Genomic DNA, 18497 nt, shown 5'->3' on the forward strand with positions numbered 1-18497 from the left:
AGGGGTGAGACCGCGACGAGATAGGAGCCTCCGTGGTGTTGAAGGAATCGGTCAGGCCCAGGCGAGGGCGTCGCGTGTCCCCACCGGGAGGTAGTCCTCCTGTCCGTCGTCAGCGATGTACGCCATTCCGTCGCGGACGACGACGTCGGCTCCCACGTAGTGGGCGAAGGGGAAGTCGGGGTTGACGGCGAGGCGGACCGGCAGGTTGAGGTCGAGTTCCTGGAGCTGGCGGAGTAGGTGGCCGACGGTCAGGTACTGGGGCAAGAGAATCTCCGAGAGCGGTGGGAGGTGACGGGGCCGGTCGGCCCGACGACGTCGGAGTCGGCGGGGCAGCCGGTAAGAAGGGTGAAGGGGTCTGACCGGCGGTCAGCGCGAGGAATGGGCGACCAGGGCGGCGAGGAACCCGGCGACGGCCTCGGACGGGGTGTAGAGACCGAACTCCTGGACCCAGGGGTCGTCGTCGGCGGGCTGCACCCGGACGTGCCAGACGATGTTGCGCTTCCACGCAGCCGGGTCTTCAGGGAGCCAGCCGACGTAGACACGGCCGTCGGGACTGGTCGCGTGGACGTTGGCCTCCTGGGTGTCGACGATCGCCCAGCCCAGGGTGCCCAGGAGATCGAGCACCGGACCGGCGCAGTGGTCGGAGGAGAGCCAGTGGTGGTCGTTCGCTGCGGGGCGGACGACGGCGGGCAGGAGGGTGGCGGAGGTGCTCACGGTTGGACGATCCCTTCGTTGACCTGCGGTTTTCCCGACACCCGTACGTTGGCATGTGACATGCCGAAGTACGTAGTCGTTTCCCCGGGGATGACGTCTGCCGTGGGCGAACTCAAGGTCGCCAGCAGGTGACTGGAGGCCGGGGAATGGATCGGCAACCGCGGTTGTCCTACCTGGGCTGCGGCGACGGGCCGCACGGGACCGAAGGGGGAGCAGGAGTGGCCGAGGCGAGCAGACACTGGGACGGCGCCGGGCTGGAGCGCAAGATCCGCGCAGCCGGGCGGCCGTGGACCGTGGGCGACATCGCGATGGTCGCCGACGGCCAGTGGGGCGTCGGCGCGCAGCCCGACCGGTGGCCGGACGAGGAGATGGTGGAGCGCCGGGTCGCGGAAGGCCGGCGCGTCGAGCTGACGATGGAGGAGCTGGCCCGCGCGGTGGGTCTCCGCGCCGAGGACGCCCACCGCGACGAGGGCCCGCGTTGACCGTTCAGCGACGTGGCCCTGTGGCGGGCACCGGTGGCCCGACGGCGGCCGACGGAGGGGACGGTTCGGGTACGCGGCCTGGGGCGTGCGGTGCCTGCCCGGAGCGGGCGACAGCGGCCTGGGCCAGCCGAACCGCCGGGGCCTCGGCCGCGGGCGCGGCGGTCTCACGAGCCTCGACCACGCGCCTGATCGCCTGGAGGTACGCACGGCTCTCCGCGTGGGCGACGCGGAGGCTGGCCGCCGATTCGGTGATCCGGTCCAGCTCGTAGAAGTCCGGCACGTACCCGCGTCGGGTCAGAGCGTGCAGACGGTCCTGGTGGGCGGTCACCGCGTTGTCGGTGATGGCCAGGGCCGTACGGGTGTGCATGGCCGAGCGCAGGAGCGGGTCCTCGCTGGGGCGGCGGACTGCGAGGACCTCCAGAGCTTCGATGGGCCGTCCCCAGGCTTCCTCGATCATGGCCGTCGCCTGGTCGAGCATGGTAGTGGTGGGCATGACGGAACTCCCGTTGTGCAGGGACGGTTTCGGGTGGTGCGGTATCCCGGAGAGGTTCGGGGCGGCCGGAGTCAGCGGCCGTGCCGTGACGCCGAGGGCCTGGTCGGCAGCCGGACGGTGATTGTGGGCGCGAGGCTGCCCCAGATGGCCCCCAGCGCCTGGCTGGCATCGGTCAGCACGTAGGGGTCACCGTGCCGCGAGCCCGTCCGGGCGACCAGGCCGTCGGCCTGAAGCCGGAGGAGCCGCTGCCGCGCGAGGCCATTGTCCAGACCGGCCTTCTCGGCGATGTGCACGAACCGCATCGGGCCGCCGCCCGAGTCGAGAACCTGAATCACGGCGGTCGAGTGCCGAAGATGCAACCGGCGCAGGGCGTCCTCGACACGTTCGGCTTCGGCCATTCGGTCTTGCGACAGGTGGGCGCGGGACCAGTCCGACACCGTGCGAAGTACGGGAGCCAGAGACGCGCCGAGCGCGCTGAGTCGGTACGGCGCTCCGCGACGGTCGTCGTCTCGCGTCACCAGTCCGTCAGCGTGCATCGTGGCCAGCCGCTTGCCGACGAACTGCTCGCTGACGAAGGGGAGCTGGGCGGCGACATCGCGCACGCGCATGGGACGGTTCTCCTGGGCCAGGGTCATTGCCGACCAGGTGGTCCACTTCGGCCCGATCCGGGCAAGCGCATCCTCGACGCGCTGAGCATCGATCGAAGCGATGGAGAAGGTGGGGGCTGTGCGGGGGTGGGCATGGTGGCGTCCTGTCGGGATGGGGTCAGCGGGAGCGGGAGGACGTGGGGACGTTCTGGCGACGGGCACGGCGGCTGAGTGAGCGAGGGCGCCGGAGTTGGCCGGGGTGGTGCTGCGGCCGAGGGCGGCGGACATACGTGTCGTCGTCGCGCGAGCATCACGCAGGGCGGCTTCGCCCTGCGGTGTGAGCGAGAGGAGCTGTCCGGGCCGGTACAGGCCCGCGCTGGTGTCCTGGCACAACAGCCCCTCGGCGAGCAGCCGTTGCACGGTCTGGGGCCAGATCGCCGGGTCCTGCCGCTGGGCCTTCTCCCGCGAGACGTACGCGTCCTCGCCGACTGCGGTCCGGCGGAACCGGACGCCGCCGGCCTCAACGGCTTCGAGAGCTACGAGCCGGCGCTCCCCTGCGACGGCCCAGTCGTCATCCCGGTCAGGAGTCGCTTTCTGGCCGAGCCCTGGGCTTTTGTTCGTCGAGCGTTGAGCCGAATCTGGGTCGGGTAGAAGACGCCGGTAGGCGGAGATGGACTCGACGAGCTGGCCGTAGGCCCGGTCCTGCTGCGCGAGAAGGTTTCCGAGTTTCGGGACCGCGGTTCGCAGCGCCGCGTACGACACCCGTGCGCCGCCGAGTTCACCGCGACCGACGGGTTCGAGTAGCCGCTGAGCCTGACGGGCCGCGTAGATCACTTCCTCATGCCACTCGTCCAATGCGGCCGCGGCTTGTATCACTTGCGTCGCGGCCTGGTGCAGCGGCTCCCCCGGATGGTGCGCGAGGGCGGGCGCGCTGACGTCCGCGACGCCGAGCATCTCGACGACGAGGTGTGGGCCGGGGCGCGTGGTGCCGTCGAACGGATTCACTGCGCTGCCTCCATCCGGGCGAGCAGGGAGCGCACCAGAGAGGGCAGGCTGCCGGGATCGTCGCCGAGCCGGAGGTGGTCGTTCGCCTCGCCGAGGAGGCCGGCGTCTTCGAGCAGGCCGCTGGAGATCTCCATGCAGGCGTCGGTGATCCGAGAGGCGGCGAGCAGCGACTGGGAGAGGACCTCGACGTAGGCATCCGGCGCGAGGCCGGCGACTTCGGCCGCGGAGCGGATCGCCGCCAGCTCCAGCACGCTGAATGCGAAGTCGAATGCGTCGTCCCGCTCGGTGCCGCTGGACGCGGCAACGACCGGGGCGCCGGGCTCCGTGGGGATGCCCACGCGGGTGCAGATCTCATCGACCGAGGCGGTCAGCTCGGCGAAGGACTCGGTGAGCCACCCCAGCGCTGAGGCGTAGGAGGCCAGGGCGAACAAGCCCGCCGACGTGGCTGGGCGCGGCTCGGCGGCCACGAACTCTTCGAACCGGTCGTTCAGTTCACTGACCACTTGGGGCCCGGCGGCCAGCGCGCCCAACACGGGGTGCAGGTAGGAGCGGGCGGCGGCCGTCGGGTACTCGGCGGTGAGGATGCTGGAGACGCTCTGCGCGGCATCGGTGAGCAGGTCCGCCAGCTCTGAACGGGTCAGCGCAGTGCGTTCGGTGGTCATCGCTGGGGAACCTTTCGGGGAGCAGCAGCTGGGGACGATGCTGTTGGTGGAGGGGTTGCGTGGCCTGCCGTCGGCCGGTCGACGGTGAACGACGACCGGGACCGGGCGGCCCGCACGCGGGCCTCCGTGGCGGGCTCCGTCTCGACGATCTGCTGGGTGCGCAGGTGGGCCGCGCGGTAGACCGCGTAGTCCTTGCGGCTGCCGGCGGCGACGAGGTAGATCTCGCGCTTGTGGGTCGAGGTCGGCGGGGCCGGTCGGAACTGGATGACCATCCGGTAGGCGACGGAGGGGTCGACGTAGACCTTGTGGAAGCCGGCGAGACGGCCCTGCAACGGCAGGCAGTCGTCGCTGCCGTGGACCAGGTTCTGCAGCTCCAGCAGCGCCAAGTCGCGTATCTCGTCGGGAAGTTCCCGCAGGTCGGCGATGGCGTCGGGGTGCGCGGCGAAGGCGAAGCGGGTGCGGCTCACAGCAGCCTCCCCTGTACCGGACGCTGGACCGGTCCCGCCAGGGTCGTGGGGGGCGCGTCGAGGCCGGTCTGCGGCGTCGCGGAGGCACCGGCTGACCGGGCGAGGGCGATGCGGGCGATGCGGGCCCGGACGACAGCACCGTTGTGATCGCTGTACTCCGGTGGCTCGGGCAGCGGCCCGCTGCGCTCGTCCAGCCAGGTCTGGGCGACACCGATGTCGGCGAAGGCGCCCTCGCGCATCGTGTACGTGCCGGCGTCGTGGTCCCACTCCTCGTGGAAGAGACGAACCGGCGCCTGGGTAGCGCGGGAGTCGCGGACAAGCGTCCACGCCTCGCTGGGGTCGTAGTCGGAGGTGTAGGTGTCGAGGACCTCGTAGCGCGTGCCCGACCTCTGGATCTGCTGTTCGACCTGGACCGTGAGGTCGTCGGCGGGCTCGATGTAGTCGCCACCTCGCAGGGCAATTCGATCGAGCGGGCAGCCGCGTTCTGCAAGCCAGTTCTGGGCGAAGGCCGCCGTGGCGTGGTGGCTCGTCTCGAACGTGAACGTGGACCGGCTGAGATCCCGTGCGACCACGATCGCAACGAGCTGCGGCTCGCCGGGTACCCCCCACGTGACCGACCGGTCGTGGGCGAGGACGAAGCTGTGGGAGCCGTTGGGCGCGGTGTGGTGCTGGGACAGCACCGTCAGGTCGCCGGCCCGGAAAGCCTCCATCGCATCCTCGGAGGCTTCGTCTGCGGGCGCGAGGCCAGCGAGGTCGAAGTCGAGGACGTCGTTCACGCCGCCACCCCCGACTGCTCGGGTGCCGGAGTGGCCAGCACGCGATGGTTGGGGCGGTTCGCGCTCGTCGTACAGGCCGCGAAGGGCCCGTCGGGGGCGCGCAGGTGTGCCAGTGTCTGGTCCAGGTGGTCGCGGTGCCAGGTCGACGGGCCGGACAGCCCGGCCTCCGTGTCGGTGAACTGCTGCCAGGCAAGCCAGAGCGCGTGGAGCCGGGCGACGGCCTCGGGGTGTTCGTGCCACTGCGCGCACCACGGACGACTCGTGCTGATCTCCCGGCCGTAGACCGGGAGGAAGAGGTAGTTCACCCAGTCGCTGAGGGCGGCGAGTTCGACAGCGTACGCCTCCCCGCCCAGGGCGAGGATGAATACTGAGGCGGGGCCGTCGGCCTGCCCTGCGTCGGCCGCCTCGGCTTCCGGAGCGCCGTCCGCCTGCTGGCCGGCGGCCGAGGCGGATTCGGGCTCGGAGCCGAGGCGGTCGAGGATGGCGCCGTGCTGCCTGACCTCGGCCATGGTCTTTGCGAGGGTGCTGGCGAGGTCGTCGAGGTCTGCGTCGGAGACGCGGAACGGCTCGGGGCCGGGGGCGGTCGGGCTGGTGTCGGACATGGGGGTGTGCTCCATCTGTGAGACGGCGACATGCCCGAGAGGATCCGGAGAAAGCGCGGTTTGGTCCGGCCGGAGGAATGCGGTAGCGGAGCGCTATCGGCCTGCGCAGCGAGGGCAGTGAGGGAAGGGTGGTGCCAGCAACTGCAGTGCGCGCGATGCTTGTTGCGGGACGACGCCGTTGCCGAGCGCGGTGAGCTGTGCTGGACGCCCGAGCCCCGGGGTGGCGGTGACCCAGCCGGCGTCGAGGCCCTGCATCCACTCCACGAAGTCCGCGCGGAGCCGACCAGCCGCGTCCGTGGGGGCCGGGGCAGGACGGGTGAGCCTCTCCCATCGGGTGATGGCGGCTCCGTACGCTCCCCATCGCCGGTCCGCTCCTCGGCCTCCGGCGCCTCCTCCGCCCAGAGCGGCAGGGCCACCGCCGACAAGGGAGGACGCCATCCCTTGCCGGGCCGGCGGCCCGGTGTGCCCGTGGCGCTGGCCCTCGGCGTGGGCAGCAGCGACGCCGCCGCACTGGGCAGAGTCATGTCCCCATTGCCGTGGCGCTGGTTCGGCGAGCCCTTGATCCCGTCCGAAGCCTTCGGAGTCGGCAGCAGCAGCCACTCGACCTCGTCGGCCAGGTTCGGCCCGTGCCCCCCCGCTCTTCCTCTTCGACGGATGCTGCGAGCCGCCGTTCTTGCCGATGTTGCTGGTCGGCGTCTTCAGCAGGGTGTCCGGCGGGCCATGCGGCGAGGAAGGCCCGCTCGCTGCGGTGAGGGGCCCCGACGTCGGAGGCGCGAAGCACGAGCCACTTCGCGTCGTACCCGAGCTCGGCCAGGGACCCGAGTACGGCACCGAGTGCCCGCAGAGCAGGCTGACCTGCGGTGTCTCCCAGACACCACGGGCAGGGTTCCACGTCGCTAGGGGAACCGGCGGGGGAGGTGAGGAGGCCACGCACATTCTCGATCACAACCAGGCAGGGTCGGAGGGCCTCGACCGCACGAGCGACGTGCAGCCAGAGCCCGGAGCGGGTCTGGGCGTTGAGTCCGGCCCGGCGGCCGGCGACCGAGACGTCTTTGACAGGGGAAGCCGGCCGTCAGGACGCACACCCGGGGGACGGTGCGCCAGTCGACGGTGGTGATGTCGCCCAGGTTGGGGACGCCGGGCCAGTGACGGGCCAGGATGCGCGAGGCGTTCGGATCGACCTCGGCGTGCCAGGCCACCGTGCCGCCGAAGGCGGACTGCACACCCAGGTCGAGGCCGCCGTACCCCGAGCAGAGCGACCCGATCAGCGGAAGACGCGCGGGGGCGACGAAGCCCGACGTCGTGGCGCGACGGACCAGTGCGGTGGAGGGAAGGGTGTCAGTCAACGCGAAGTCCCAGGAGAGGAAGGGGAGGTGTGCTGGGTGGTGAGGAGTGTCAGGGGTGGCCGCGCGAGGGCGGCCGGGCGGCGGCTGGTGCGGGGGCGGGGCCAGTCGGGGCCGGGGGTGATGCGGCTGGGTGTGGTGTGCTGCGGGCGCGGGCGGCCTGCACGCGGGCGGGAGGCGGTCCGTCCGCTGACGGAGGGGAGGCCCTGGGCTGCGGAGCCGGGTTGCCGTTCGCGGTCGCCCAGCGGGCACGCACCTCGTCGAGTGGGCCGAGTGCGTGCAGGGCGTGGTTGATCAGCCGGCCAGGGCCCAGGACCTCGTCCTCAGCCAGGGCCCGGATGGCACGCGCGGAGGCGGCTGCGGTGCGGGTGACGGAGGAGCGCATCACCCGGTGCCCGAACCAGTCGGCGCTGCTGGGGACCATGCCGTCGCAGATGGCGGTCAGCTGCTCGCTCGACAGGGTGCCGTCGGCCAGGAGGCCGCGCCGCTGGGCCTCCCAGAGCAGGGTGATCCGGTCGATGGGTTCGCCCCGGTGGTGCAGCGCGCCCAGGCACCGGTAGAGCTGCCCGTGGGCCGGGTCGGCGAAGTCACCCGGCCGAAGCCAGGCCACCACCTCCTCCATGGCCCCTGGCTGCTCGGTGAGAACGGCCAGCAGGAGCTGCTCGTCCTCGATGACCTGGTCGGAGTGGACCGGCGGCGGGACGGCCGTGGCGGCAGTGGCCGCAGCGGTGGGCGCGACCGGACGGGGATCGGTTCCCCAGCGGCGCGCGAGATCGGTGAGCACTCCGCTCAGTACGTCCGCCGTACGCAGCGCTCCCTCGACCTTGCCTTGGACGGCGTCGGCCCGAGCCGCCTGGTGGAGACGGATCGCGTGCTGGGCGACGGTGCGGTGGATCGCCCCCTCCAGCACCATGCGGCCGTACACCGGGGCGTGCTCGGTGCGCGGACACGCCTGGATCAGGGTGTGGGCGTATGCCGCGGTCAGCCCTCGTACGTGCAGGCCGGCCTCGTCGACCGCGTCGGTCACCCATGACAGCGGCAACGGACCATCGGCCGAGAGCGCAGGGTGGCCGTCGCTGCGGAGCTTGCGGAGCGCGCCGAACAGCGCCTGGTGGACGGGTCGGTAGAAGTGATTCGACGCGAGCCAGTCCAGGTGCGAGAGCTGGTCGGGCTCGAGGAGCACGGCGCCGAGAACCGCCTGCTCGGCACTCAGCAGCGGGTTCATCGACGGTCTCCCGGATCAGGTGCCGACGGCTCGCTCTGCCGGATGCGGAGGTCGGCGACTGCCCGGTCGGCAGCAGCCATCGCCTGGGCGAAGTCGTCCAGGACGGCGCTGAAAGCGGGATCGGAGGCGGGGACTGAGCCGGTCCTTCCGACCAGCCACCACTGCCCGCCGCGCAGGACGACCGGAGAGTGAGGCAGCCGCCGGGGACGCGGCGTGGGCGCGCTCATGCCGGCAGCCCAAGGCCGTCGTGGCCAATGGTCTTCGCGAGGGCCCGCTCGGTGATCGCCTTCGTGGCGCGGGCGGAGGCCGGGCCGACCACCTTGGCGGAGGGCTCCTTGTACCAGGGCTTGAGGTTGAGCATGGCGACCCGGATGCCGGTGGCCAGCAGCAGCACCTTGCCCTTGGGCAGGGCGCGGATCGCGTCGGGCGGCAGGATCCGCTCGGTGCGCATGCTCACCGAGGTGGACTTGCCGCCCTCGCTCGTCGACACCGAGGTGGTCTGGACGTCGTGGTCGCCGACCTGCCGGCTGAGGCGGTCGGCGAAGTCGGCGTCGTCGATGCCCGATCCGATGATTTTGATGGTGGCGGCGGAGTAGAGGGCGTCCATGCCGGCCTCGCCCCAGCACCGCTGGCCCTGCCGGTAGGACTGCAGGATCGTCATGGGGATGACGCCCCGGCTGCCCAGGTGGCTGTACAGGTCCGGGAGGTCGCTGATGCGGCACACGTTCGCCGCCTCATCGAGGACGCACAGGGCGGGCGGGTCGAGTCGGCCGCCGGAGCGCTCGGCGACGATCACGGCCGCGCGCATCACGGCGTCGGCCGCCGCCGCGATGATCGCGGACGCGCTGCCGCCGCCGTCCTTGCTGAGCAGGTACAGGGTGTCGCGGGAGGTGGCGAAGGCGAAGGGCTGGAACTCGGGGAGGTCCTCGTTCGGGGTGACCCAGGCGGCGACGTCGGGGTCGAGCAGGCAGCTCGCGTACTGCCTCGCCGTCTCGTAGATGCCGTCGCGGGTCTCGGTCGCTCCGGAGACGGTGCCCTGGAGCTGGGCGGCGACCGCGTCGTGGCCGGCGTCGGTGAGCAGGTCCACCGGGGTGCGGTCGGCCGGCATGGCGAGCCAGGCCAGGACGTCGGTGATCGGCCGCCGGTGGGACGCGGCGGCGAGGAAGAGGGCGCCGAGGGTGTTGCTCGCGGCCGTGGACCAGAAGTCGGAGCCGCTGGACTCGTCCACGCTCGCGGTGACGAAGTGCCCGGCCAGGCGCTTGGCCCCGGTCAGGTCGCGGGCGTCGGCGAGGATGTCCCACCACATCTCGCGGGGGTGGTGGGCGATCTGCTGGGGGTCGAGGGTCCAGATCGTGCCGACTTCGGCGCGGGCGTCGACCGTGGCGGTGAAGGCGTCGTTTGCGGCCTTGTTACTGGTGAGCAGGACCGGACCCGGCGCCGAGAGGATCGCGGGGATCGCCAGCCCGGACGTCTTGCCGGAACGCGGGGCCATGATCGCGACGATCACGTCCTCCCAGGACGCGCGGACTTCGGCACTACCGGGGTCGAGAGTGCCGAGCAGGATGCCGCGATCGGCGGGAGCGACCTCTTTTACCCTCCCGGCCGCCCAGGGACGGGCGCAGGCTCTTCGCCTTGGTGACGATCTCCTTGTCCAGGAGAGGCGCCAGGTCCGCCTTGCGGGCGAGTCCGGACTGGGAGCCAGCCCGCCAGCGCATCCACAGCACCACAGCGCTGGTGACCAGGGCCACGGTGAGCAGGCCGGGGACGAGGCGGGCACCGACCAGCAGCGCGGTGGCGCTCAAGGTCGGCCACAGCACCTCCGGGTGCAGCAGTGCGTCGGTGGCGCGGAAGGAGGCCCATGGCCCGTTCCCGACCAAGGTGTTGGTGAGGTTTCCAGTCAGCCAGGCGAGGGAGCCGAAGGCCATGGCGGCGCCGAGGACGCCGAACAGGAGGTAGAGGAGCGCGTCAGACCCGGTGGTGGTCGAGGGTGCGCTGGTACGCGGGGAAGGCACGGCGGTTCCTTGGGTGTGCGAGCGGGCGGGGGCGGGGCGCGCTCGGCTCTCGTGCAGCTCATGGGGCTACTCCTGGGGGCTCGAAGCAGAACGTTTCAGCGAGGTCGGCCGGCAGGGCGCGACGCGGGCGGAGGCGGTGCGGCGGCCGGCGGGCTGCCGGTCGACGGCGGTAGTCCGGCGTGCGGCGAGGAGGCGCGGGCGGCCCGCTGCCGGTCCGAACCGGGGCTCTGGACGGACGACGGTGCGGGGACAGCTTCGGCGCCGAGGACGTCGTCGAGCAGCTCCCGGCTTCGCAGGACGTTGACCCTCTCGTAGTGCCGGGGGTCTGTGCGCTCGGCAGGACAGGCGGCGACACCGTCCTCGGCGACCTCCAACTGCTCACGGACGTCCTGGAGTATTCCGTAGGCGGCAGCCAGTCGCGTCCAGGTCTCGAAAGTCGGGTTGTGGTGCGGGTCGTCGAAGTCGAGACGGGCGCGGGTCCAGTCGGCGGCAGCGGCGACGAGTTCGGTCAGCTCGGGCAGGGCCCCGACCAGTGCGTCGTTGACCTCCTCGATGATCCCGGCCACCTCGTCGGGCGTGGCGTCCTCGTTGAGGCGAGCGATCATCTCGCGGACGGAGTACGGGTCGGCGGAAGCACCGGGCAGGTGCCGGATCTGCAGCGGCTTGTCGGAGCCGGGTGCCACGCTGCGGTGGGCGAGCCGGATGTTGTGCTGCATGGCGGCGCCGACGGCCTCGCCGATGCTGGAGTAGTACTCGGGCATGTCGCCTCCTCGGGCGGTGGTCCTGGACGGCCGAGCCGGGTGGGGACACGCGACAGATCGGTGGCTGGCGGTGAGGAAGACGACCTGGGTCACCGTCGGGGGCCCGAGGCGCGCGGCGAGTGGCCGGTCGCGTTGAGCTGCGCCGTTTCGGAACCGGGTGCCGAGGAGACCTTGGCCTTGACCGCTGCGGGCGACGTGGCCAGAGCGGCACCCCGGTGATCGCGCAGCGTCCGTGCTGCGGTGTGGACCTCTGACGCGGTGCCGACGCGGCGCAGCTCGGCCTCGGAGTCGATGAGTTCGGACTGTGCCGAGCTGACGAACTCCGAGGCGAAGCCGAACCGATCGGCGAGTGCGTACGCCTCCTCGTCCAGGTCGTTGATCTGTTCCCCAGCCGCCTCCAGCGCCTCCCGGACACGCTCCAGAGCACCGTGCTCGGGATGAAGGAGCTGCTCGACCGCTTGCCGAAGGCCGATCCCGTCCTCGGCTGCCCGGATCCGGTCCGTGATCCTGAGGAGTTCCGCTCCGGCGGCGTACGGCCCGAGCGCATCCACCGGAGGGCTCCTCCGGGTCGTGTCGAGAGAGGGCGGAAGGACGACGTCGTAGCGAGCGGCGCGGAGCATCTCGACCGCGTGGGTGGCGATGGCGACCTTGTCGGCGAGCGGAGTGGTGGTGGGAAGGCGATGACGGCGGCCATGCCAGTCGTCGATCTGCTGGAAACCGGCGTGCCGGAGCAGTTGGGCGGAGAGGTCGTCGGTAGCGCCCTTGGCGACGACGCTGCCGCTGAACTCGGACGTAATGGTGATCGAACGGGTAGGCAAGGAAGTCTCCGGGGCTCGGGGAACAAGGGACCCGGAGGACCGGGTCAGCAGGGAGAGAATCCGGCGAATCCGGGATTTGGCCGGGCCGGAGATCGCTGGTAGAAGCCGCAGGCCGCCCGGTCGGTCAGAAGTAGGGGTTCTCGGTCGGCCGATCGGCCCCGGTGGCGGCCTGGAGTAGCTCGGTGAGGTCGTCCGGCTGGGAGGAGCGCTCATCGATCCACCACCCGGCGCGGGTGACCGTACGAGCGCTCTCCTCGATCCCCTCCCATCCCGCCTCGCTGGTTTCGCCTTCGGTGACCAGCGCGGTGTAGGCGGCGGTCAGCGACAGCGCAAACCCCAGGCGACGGCCCGCTCGGTCCCCTCTAGAGGAGGCATCCGGTACTGCTCGAACCAGGCTTCGGACGCGGCCTGCTCCTCGGCGCGCTTGGCCTTGAGTCAGGCGGCCTTGTCCTGCTCGTCGCCCTCATTGGAGGCATGCCAGCAGTCGGTGCTTATCTGCATTTCACCAGAACGAGTGCAATCCAAGGTTGTGATCCGTCGTCTGACAGCGACCAAGACCTTTCCCCCGCGTACGGCCAGTAACTCCCACAGGCGGTCCCAGCTGATGGCCAGTTCCGCTCCCCGGTTTTGTGCCGCCTGATACGGTGCGTGACCGAGCTGTGGCGAGGTCGGCGGCCGTGTCGGGCGGTAGGCGATGGCGGCCTGCAGGGGAGGCCCCGAGCTGCGGCCGGAGCGTGAGAGGCGAGACTGCTCGCGCCGACTTCGGCGAGCGGTCGAGGCTGAACGGCAGCCGGCCAAAGCTGACGCGGGATCGGTTGGACATTGTCGCCCTCGTCGGCGATGCCAGCTGGCTCCGTCGTTGGTCTCGTCGACGAGGAAGCCGTGATTCGGCGACAGCCCGCCGCGGTGCTCGTAGGGTGCCTGGATGCCTAAGCCGATACGGATGAGCCGCCGCGCGTGGGTTGCTGCGTGGGTGGTGCTGTGCGCGGCTGGCCTCGCCGCCACCGCCAAACTGAACGTCTCCTCGGCACCGGACCCGCAGCCCGAGAAGTCCGTCAGTGCCGAGTGCGCCGAGCGCATCGCGGACATCGAGACGCAGCGGGCCAAGGCCAAGCAGGAAGGCAAGGGAGACGGAGTGCTGGTCTTCTCGCGAGTCCAGGTCGGCACCGAGGACGACTGCCTTGACGCTCTCCGTAACCACTTCCGTGGCGATCAGTGAGCCGCGCTACCTGGCTCGCCGCGATGGCAGGGCTGACCTTCGTCTGTGCCGGGGCAATCATTACCGTGGGCGCCACGTCGGAACCGAAGCCGCGGCCCACGCCGCCGCGGGTGTACTCCTCCTGCCTGGCCCCTCTCTGTCAGCCTTGGGTGAGACGTCCCGCCACCGACAGTCGTCGCGGGCTTCGCCGCTGGGTACCGTGTGTACATGTCCACTCGCGCGGAGTTGCGTCGGATACGCCGTATCGACCGCTTGATGGAGATCATTCTGCCGAGGGTGGTCCGGCGCGTGGTCAACGGTGAGGCATCGCAACCCGGTTGGTTGCCTCGCCGCTGAGTGACTCTCGTGTCGGGTGACGTCGACCTGGATGCAGGCGTCGGCGCAGTCTGGCTCGTCTGGCGTCCCGGATCCGCGAGAGCAGAGACGCATACTGCACTGATTGAGCATTGCGGCGAGAAGTGGCAGTGCACAGCTCGTGGGAGTGCGTCGGGCGGTGACCTGCTGGCCGAGAGGCTGGCGGTGGGCCAGCTGTCAGCGGTCATGTAATTCCCCAGAATCTTCATGATCAGCGTCACGTAATTCCCCACCTGGGCTGAGGCCGTGATGGGCCGCCCGACGGTCAAGTATGCGGCTGGTCCGGTCAGTCAAGGGCGCCTTCGGCGGCGCTCCGCGCTGGCCTTACGGCCACCCTGGACAGCCCTGACCAGCCTGAACGACGGTCTGGCTATCGGGCGGCCCGGGAACCTCTGGCACCCTGGGGGCCTTGACGCGCGGTCACCGTCCCCATGTCCACAACGATCGCGACGTCGGCGTCCCCCTGGCCCATTACGTGACGTTCTGGGTGGGGAATTGCGTGACCGTCGACACCAGCTGGGGCAGGTCGGCATGATTGAGCTCGGCGGAGGCGCAGGTTGCCTGAGTTGTGCCTATCGCCTGCGGCATCGTCATCCGGACTTCATCGGGATGGGCTCGTGGGTCGGGTCCAGCGAACTCCGGGTGGCGGCCGAGGTGGATCATCTCCTCCTCGGTGACCGACGGATCGAGGTGCCTGGGCATGGGCGGCTCATCGTGGTCTGGAAGTCCTCGTCCACGGGCCACGGGGGGACACGACCGCTCCTCGTGGCTGTGGGGGGTGACGGCTCGGAACTTTCCAGGATCGGCCCTCACGACAGTATGGACAGCTATACCTGGGCAGAGTTGAGCGGCCAGGTGGAGTGGTAGCTGTGAGTCTTCCGTAAGCAGGGTGGTCCTGCTGCTCAGGGGCCTGCCGGCGGCGGGACCGCTTGCTCCGGCAGGTGTGAGCTTCCCCCGAGATGCGGTGGAGGGTGCCCGGTCCGGTTGGGGTCCAGGCCAGCGGCGGTGATCTCGCCGCGGCCCAGAGGGCTTGCATCCCAGCGCTGTTGCCAGGTGCTGCCCTCGAACCCGCCCAGGTAGGCCAGGACGCGCCGGGCGGAGGCCCGGTGCTGAGCGGCGGCGTCCGGCGAGACGTCGTGCGCTAGCTGGCCGATGAGCTGCGGTGTGGCGGAGGACAGATCCCCGAAGGGGCGTGGCACGGTGGTCGCCGAGGCCGGGCGGGCCTCGATCTGGGTGGAGGCGAAGCGGCTGATCAAGGCCGGCTCGTCGCCGGTGTGGGTGTGGCGGCGGCTGACGCCAGTGGTGGGACGGGCGAGGTCAGGCACCGAACACCGCCGCAATGTCTGCGGCGGCGTAGCCCGCAGGGTAGTGCCGGACCGCTCGGGGTGCGGCGTAGTGCTCGGTGAGTTTGTCGAAGAGTTCCTCGATGTGGACGGCCAGATAGCGGTTGGTGGTCTGGATGTCGGCGTGCCGCATGATCGTCTGGACTTCGGGGAGCGTGAGTTTTCCGCCATTGGCCATGCGGTAGGCGGCGGTGTGCCGTAGATCGTGCAGGGACCAGTTCGTTCCCAGCAGGGTGTTCGCCCGCTGCATGACACGGCGCCTGGTCCAGTAGGTCAGCGGACGCTCGGGCCCGCGGCGGGTCCGCCAGACCGGCTCGCCTCCGGCCGGTGTGCCGGCCGCGTCGAGGTAGAGGGCCAGGCGGAACAGGCCCTGCGGGGAGACCGGGACTGCCTCCCTCGCCTGGTGCCCTTGGTGATCACGTAGATCCGCTGGCCGGACCAGTCGATGTCGCCGGCGGCGATGCCAAGGAGTTCCTCGGCGCGGGCGCCGCTGGAGACGTAGATCTCCAGCAGTGCCCGGTCCCGGTCGCAGTTCATCGCGCTGAACAGTTCATCCCACAGCCGGTCGGGAATCGACCGCGGCGGACGGTCGGGCACGCGCTGCCGCAGCCGAGCGCGGCCGACCAACGGCGTGGGCTCCAGCGGACTGCGGTGCCCCAGCGCCCGGCGCCGCTGAGCCGAGCGCGGCACCGGGTTGACGACCGGACCGCGGCCCTGATCGGCATGGAACTCGTAGAACCCGCTGATCACCGTCAGGGCGTGGTTGATCGTGCGTGGCGCGTACCCGGCGCATAAAGACGACTTGCTCGTACGGAGATTGACCGTGCCAGCAACCGGAGCATCGGCCCGGTGCCGCTGACGTTGTGGGTTTGCAGCCGAGCGCAGCCAACCCGTCAGCACCGCGACCTCGGACTCCGTCGCCTGCTCCCACCCGGTGCCAAGAAGCCACAGCAGGCGGAACCACCGCAGCATGCCGTAGCCGTAGCTGCGGCAGGTCAGCGGGCTGGAATCCCCAAGCGCCAGGTCCCGCAGAAACGCGGTGACCGGCTCGACCTCGGCCCCTGCCGCATCGAGCGTCGCGTACGGCGGATGTGTCTGGTTGACCTCCACGGCTCGTCCGAGGCGAGGGATGGCCCGTCGGCCCTCCGTCAACTCATCCCGTACATCCATCACTTACTCCTTGATCGCGGCCCGTTACGCCATGACCAACGAGGTGGGGATGGTGCAGTTTCAGTAACAGAGCACTCCTGCCTGGAGAGATTCGGCGAAGCCCGCCCGGCGGTCGACCGGTCGGTCGGGCAGGTCGCGGTCGGCATGGTGACCGCAGAAGTATTCTTCGCGATTCACCCGTCTCAGGAGACAGCAAGGCGTGGCCGTCGGCATCATCGAATTGTCTGAGCCGACGGCCGCATCCTCTGAGCGGTCAAGAGGGCTTGGTCTCGTGATCTAGAGATGATCAATTCCAAGAGATGCCTGCAGGGGGTGTGGGGTGGGCGGCGGCCGAAGCCACCGCGTGGCGGTCAGGCGGCGGGCTGCCGGCCCTGGTTGTCGAGGTGGCAGCGGGCGGTCAGGCGTCAGGGTCGATTTCGGGGTGCGTGAACCGCACGGGCTTGCCCAGCGACCGGGCGTAGGCGATTTCGGCTCGGGTGCTGTCTCCGATGTAGTCGCCGACTACGAGCACCTCATCAGCGAGCCGGATCTTCGCCCGGTGCAGATCGTCGAGTCGAACCTTCAGCGCCTCGGCCTCGACAGGATCGGACCAAAGTTCGTGCGGCGACTTCATGTCACAGCCCGGTTTGACGACAATCTTTCCGGCTTTGGTCTCCCGCAGATCGGCCTCGTTCATCTCGGTCATGAAGCGGGTGGAGCCGCAGATCACGACGATAGGCGGGAGACTCAACAGCTTCTTCGCGTCAGCGAGCTTCTCCTCGGGGGTGAGCAGTTGCGGGTATGACACTGGTTCCTCCTGGTGGTGTGGTCCAAGGGGTGCCTGCGGAGACCCCGCCGTTTGCGGCTGGTGACGTGACAGCGTTCTTACCGGCACTCCCAGATGGGCGAGAGTGAGGAGAGCCACGGGTGCATATATGGGCGAGAGCGAATCGAATCCGACGGATCTGGTGTCACGTGGCCGTGTTTCTCCGCGTCGTCATTCGAGAGAGTCGAAGTCTGGCGAGGAAGCAACACGGCTGGCCCTGAGCACCTGGGCAAGGGTAGAAAGCGCTTCGAAGACACCAAGGACCTCGCTGAGGAACTCGAGATACGTCATCCCGGAGGGGCTCTCATCGCTGACAACGCGGCCTGTCTGGAGGTCGTGATGTGCTGTCGCGTGCCCAATCGTGTTCCGGCGGCGATTATTGAGCAAGCTCTCGAATGACTCCCAACCTGGAACTTGTGCCACATATGCGATCTTGTATGCATTGGATAGTTTGTCGAACTTATCGAGGTTCTTGGGGCGCTGCTTCTCGGGTACGCGGTCGGGGTGGACGTTGCCGAAGTCGTCAGGGTTGCCGCGCTTCACCGAGTTCTGAGCTGCGACGAGCGGCCACAGGCACTTGCAGGCGAGCTCGAATCCGTGCTGGTAGAGGTCCCTCACCAGCGAGAACTCGTCGCGGTAGAGCACTAGTTCGTCGAAGGCGCCCGTGTCGCCCGGCCCGAAGAACCTCCCGAGGAGCCCCATCTCCCAGGACTCGTGATGCTCTACGAAACGGTTCAGCTCGGTGAAGACATCTCGCTCCAGACTCGCCGAGGACTGTCCTCGACGCCGAAAGGTCAGGAGGTGATCCCTGTGTCGTTCGATCGCTGCCGAGTGCTTCCGCGAGAATCGGCCGATCACGTTCGCGCTGGTGGTCCCCGTGGTCCCCGTGATCACCGTCGTCGCTGTTCCCACGGCCTGGTAAGCGACAGTCGTTCGCTCGTGGCTCGTGCTCGGTTGCCATTTGAGCCCAAGCTGCTGCTGCGCGATGCGAGCGAACATCTCGGTGTTGCCCTGGAGGTAGTACTGAAACAGCATGCGGACCTTGGGCCACATGACTTGGCCCGCCTCGAGCGCCGCACGCCGTTGGGACTCGAACTCCATAAAGGCGTCGTCGCCGAGGGCCTGGACGAGCGTCAGCGTTGGGAAGGCCCCGTTCGGGGTGAACGAGTCGGCGTCGTAGCGCGACGGCACGAACGGATTGATAGTCACGACGCGTGTACCAGGGACTTCTGGCGCGGAGCCGCTGAGCACCTCGCACTCGATGTCGACACGGTGGTTCTGGATCTCAGTGCCCGACATCGAGCCTCGGATCGACAGTCCGCAATGCGGACACGGCAGATAGAAGCGCGTTCTGCGGGTCGGTTCCACGCCCAGCCGGGCGACGAACGCTTCGCCACATCCGTGGCACTTGAGGTGGTAGCGGGAGATCACGGGGCCAAGCTATTCGCGGCGGTCGTCGTGAACGTGCACAGAGCAGTGGTCATGGAGATCCTCTGACACGAGATCCGCAGAGCGTCTTGTGTGGGACCACCTTCCGGCCGTGGGGGTGGCCGCAGTCGCTCGCCGGAAGGTTGATACATGTCAGTCATAGTACTCGATGCATGTGCACATATGGACGGACCGAAAGTGAATCCGATGCGACTCCGTCTCGACGTACCC

General features: G+C 69.7%; 22 protein-coding genes and 2 pseudogenes. 2 read left to right on the forward strand and 22 right to left on the reverse strand.

What is annotated here, in order from left to right; genetic code table 11:
* Window positions 1–51: 51 nt before the first annotated feature.
* Together ACFY4A_RS04320 and ACFY4A_RS04325 are read right to left on the reverse strand one after the other, a co-directional pair.
* Window positions 52–264: a hypothetical protein gene (locus tag ACFY4A_RS04320; RefSeq protein WP_390827849.1), complete on the reverse strand. Its 213-nt coding sequence runs from the start codon at window positions 262–264 to the stop codon at window positions 52–54.
* 102 nt (window positions 265–366) lie between these two features.
* Window positions 367–714, reverse strand: a complete 348-nt coding sequence (locus tag ACFY4A_RS04325; protein ID WP_390827850.1) for a DUF317 domain-containing protein — start codon at window positions 712–714, stop codon at window positions 367–369.
* Window positions 715–932: 218 nt separating this feature from the next.
* On the opposite strand from ACFY4A_RS04325, the gene ACFY4A_RS04330 reads away from it, so the two are divergent.
* Entirely contained in the window at window positions 933–1196 is a 264-nt protein-coding gene (locus ACFY4A_RS04330) for a hypothetical protein (protein WP_390827950.1), read from the forward strand.
* Between the two features lie 4 nt (window positions 1197–1200).
* On the opposite strand, the gene ACFY4A_RS04335 is transcribed toward ACFY4A_RS04330, so the two are convergent.
* The 14 genes and pseudogenes from ACFY4A_RS04335 to ACFY4A_RS04400 all read right to left on the reverse strand — a co-directional run bounded on the left by ACFY4A_RS04335 (window position 1201) and on the right by ACFY4A_RS04400 (window position 12448).
* Window positions 1201–1689, reverse strand: a complete 489-nt coding sequence (locus tag ACFY4A_RS04335; RefSeq protein ID WP_390827851.1) for a hypothetical protein — start codon at window positions 1687–1689, stop codon at window positions 1201–1203.
* Window positions 1690–1760: 71 nt separating this feature from the next.
* Entirely contained in the window at window positions 1761–3281 is a 1521-nt protein-coding gene (locus tag ACFY4A_RS04340) for a winged helix-turn-helix transcriptional regulator (protein WP_390827852.1), read from the reverse strand.
* Window positions 3278–3943, reverse strand: a complete 666-nt coding sequence (locus tag ACFY4A_RS04345) for a hypothetical protein (protein ID WP_390827853.1) — start codon at window positions 3941–3943, stop codon at window positions 3278–3280. The genes ACFY4A_RS04340 and ACFY4A_RS04345 overlap by 4 nt, the downstream gene beginning before the upstream one ends.
* Window positions 3940–4410, reverse strand: a complete 471-nt coding sequence (locus ACFY4A_RS04350) for a hypothetical protein (RefSeq protein WP_390827854.1) — start codon at window positions 4408–4410, stop codon at window positions 3940–3942. The genes ACFY4A_RS04345 and ACFY4A_RS04350 overlap by 4 nt, the downstream gene beginning before the upstream one ends.
* A complete protein-coding gene (locus tag ACFY4A_RS04355) occupies window positions 4407–5186 on the reverse strand; it encodes a glycosyl hydrolase (protein WP_390827855.1) in 780 nt (259 codons plus the stop codon). The genes ACFY4A_RS04350 and ACFY4A_RS04355 overlap by 4 nt, the downstream gene beginning before the upstream one ends.
* The gene (locus tag ACFY4A_RS04360; protein ID WP_390827856.1) at window positions 5183–5788 is read right to left on the reverse strand and encodes a DUF4913 domain-containing protein; all 606 of its coding nucleotides are present in this window, start codon (window positions 5786–5788) and stop codon (window positions 5183–5185) included. Before ACFY4A_RS04360 ends, ACFY4A_RS04355 begins: the two co-directional genes overlap by 4 nt.
* A 520-nt stretch (window positions 5789–6308) precedes the next feature.
* Window positions 6309–6779: a DNA cytosine methyltransferase gene (locus ACFY4A_RS04365; RefSeq protein ID WP_390827951.1), complete on the reverse strand. Its 471-nt coding sequence runs from the start codon at window positions 6777–6779 to the stop codon at window positions 6309–6311.
* A complete protein-coding gene (locus ACFY4A_RS04370; protein WP_390827952.1) occupies window positions 6685–7011 on the reverse strand; it encodes a DNA cytosine methyltransferase in 327 nt (108 codons plus the stop codon). Before ACFY4A_RS04370 ends, ACFY4A_RS04365 begins: the two co-directional genes overlap by 95 nt.
* Before the next feature lie 172 nt (window positions 7012–7183).
* A complete protein-coding gene (locus tag ACFY4A_RS04375; protein WP_390827857.1) occupies window positions 7184–8356 on the reverse strand; it encodes a DnaB-like helicase N-terminal domain-containing protein in 1173 nt (390 codons plus the stop codon).
* Window positions 8353–8583: a hypothetical protein gene (locus ACFY4A_RS04380; protein WP_390827858.1), complete on the reverse strand. Its 231-nt coding sequence runs from the start codon at window positions 8581–8583 to the stop codon at window positions 8353–8355. Before ACFY4A_RS04380 ends, ACFY4A_RS04375 begins: the two co-directional genes overlap by 4 nt.
* Window positions 8580–10368 (reverse strand): annotated as a pseudogene (locus ACFY4A_RS04385) (type IV secretory system conjugative DNA transfer family protein). Before ACFY4A_RS04385 ends, ACFY4A_RS04380 begins: the two are co-directional and overlap by 4 nt.
* 95 nt (window positions 10369–10463) lie before the next feature.
* A complete protein-coding gene (locus ACFY4A_RS04390) occupies window positions 10464–11129 on the reverse strand; it encodes a hypothetical protein (protein ID WP_390827859.1) in 666 nt (221 codons plus the stop codon).
* Window positions 11130–11218: 89 nt separating this feature from the next.
* Entirely contained in the window at window positions 11219–11947 is a 729-nt protein-coding gene (locus tag ACFY4A_RS04395) for a hypothetical protein (RefSeq protein ID WP_390827860.1), read from the reverse strand.
* Window positions 11948–12071: 124 nt separating this feature from the next.
* A pseudogene (locus ACFY4A_RS04400) lies at window positions 12072–12448 on the reverse strand (hypothetical protein).
* A 424-nt stretch (window positions 12449–12872) separates the two neighbouring features.
* Between ACFY4A_RS04400 and ACFY4A_RS04405 the strand changes: the two are divergent.
* A complete protein-coding gene (locus ACFY4A_RS04405; protein WP_390827861.1) occupies window positions 12873–13166 on the forward strand; it encodes a hypothetical protein in 294 nt (97 codons plus the stop codon).
* Between the two features lie 825 nt (window positions 13167–13991).
* On the opposite strand, the gene ACFY4A_RS04410 is transcribed toward ACFY4A_RS04405, so the two are convergent.
* From ACFY4A_RS04410 to ACFY4A_RS04435, 6 genes are all read right to left on the reverse strand, one after another.
* Window positions 13992–14222 (reverse strand): hypothetical protein, encoded by a 231-nt coding sequence (locus ACFY4A_RS04410; protein WP_390827863.1) that lies wholly within the window; start codon window positions 14220–14222, stop codon window positions 13992–13994.
* Window positions 14223–14422: 200 nt separating this feature from the next.
* Window positions 14423–14845: a hypothetical protein gene (locus tag ACFY4A_RS04415; RefSeq protein WP_390827864.1), complete on the reverse strand. Its 423-nt coding sequence runs from the start codon at window positions 14843–14845 to the stop codon at window positions 14423–14425.
* Window positions 14838–15113 carry a site-specific integrase gene (locus ACFY4A_RS04420; protein ID WP_390827865.1) on the reverse strand — a complete coding sequence of 92 codons (276 nt, stop codon included), beginning with the start codon at window positions 15111–15113 and terminating at the stop codon, window positions 14838–14840. Before ACFY4A_RS04420 ends, ACFY4A_RS04415 begins: the two co-directional genes overlap by 8 nt.
* A 23-nt stretch (window positions 15114–15136) precedes the next feature.
* The gene (locus ACFY4A_RS04425; RefSeq protein ID WP_390827866.1) at window positions 15137–16033 is read right to left on the reverse strand and encodes a site-specific integrase; all 897 of its coding nucleotides are present in this window, start codon (window positions 16031–16033) and stop codon (window positions 15137–15139) included.
* Window positions 16034–16430: 397 nt separating this feature from the next.
* On the reverse strand, window positions 16431–16820 hold the full coding sequence (locus ACFY4A_RS04430; protein ID WP_390827867.1) for a hypothetical protein: 390 nt from the start codon (window positions 16818–16820) through the stop codon (window positions 16431–16433).
* A gap of 189 nt (window positions 16821–17009) precedes the next feature.
* Complete coding sequence (locus ACFY4A_RS04435) at window positions 17010–18269, reverse strand: hypothetical protein (protein ID WP_390827868.1); 1260 nt, start codon at window positions 18267–18269, stop codon at window positions 17010–17012.
* Between the last annotated feature and the right edge of the window lie 228 nt (window positions 18270–18497).

It is taken from the genome of Streptomyces sp. NPDC001292 (assembly GCF_042896465.1).
Classification (GTDB): domain Bacteria; phylum Actinomycetota; class Actinomycetes; order Streptomycetales; family Streptomycetaceae; genus Streptomyces.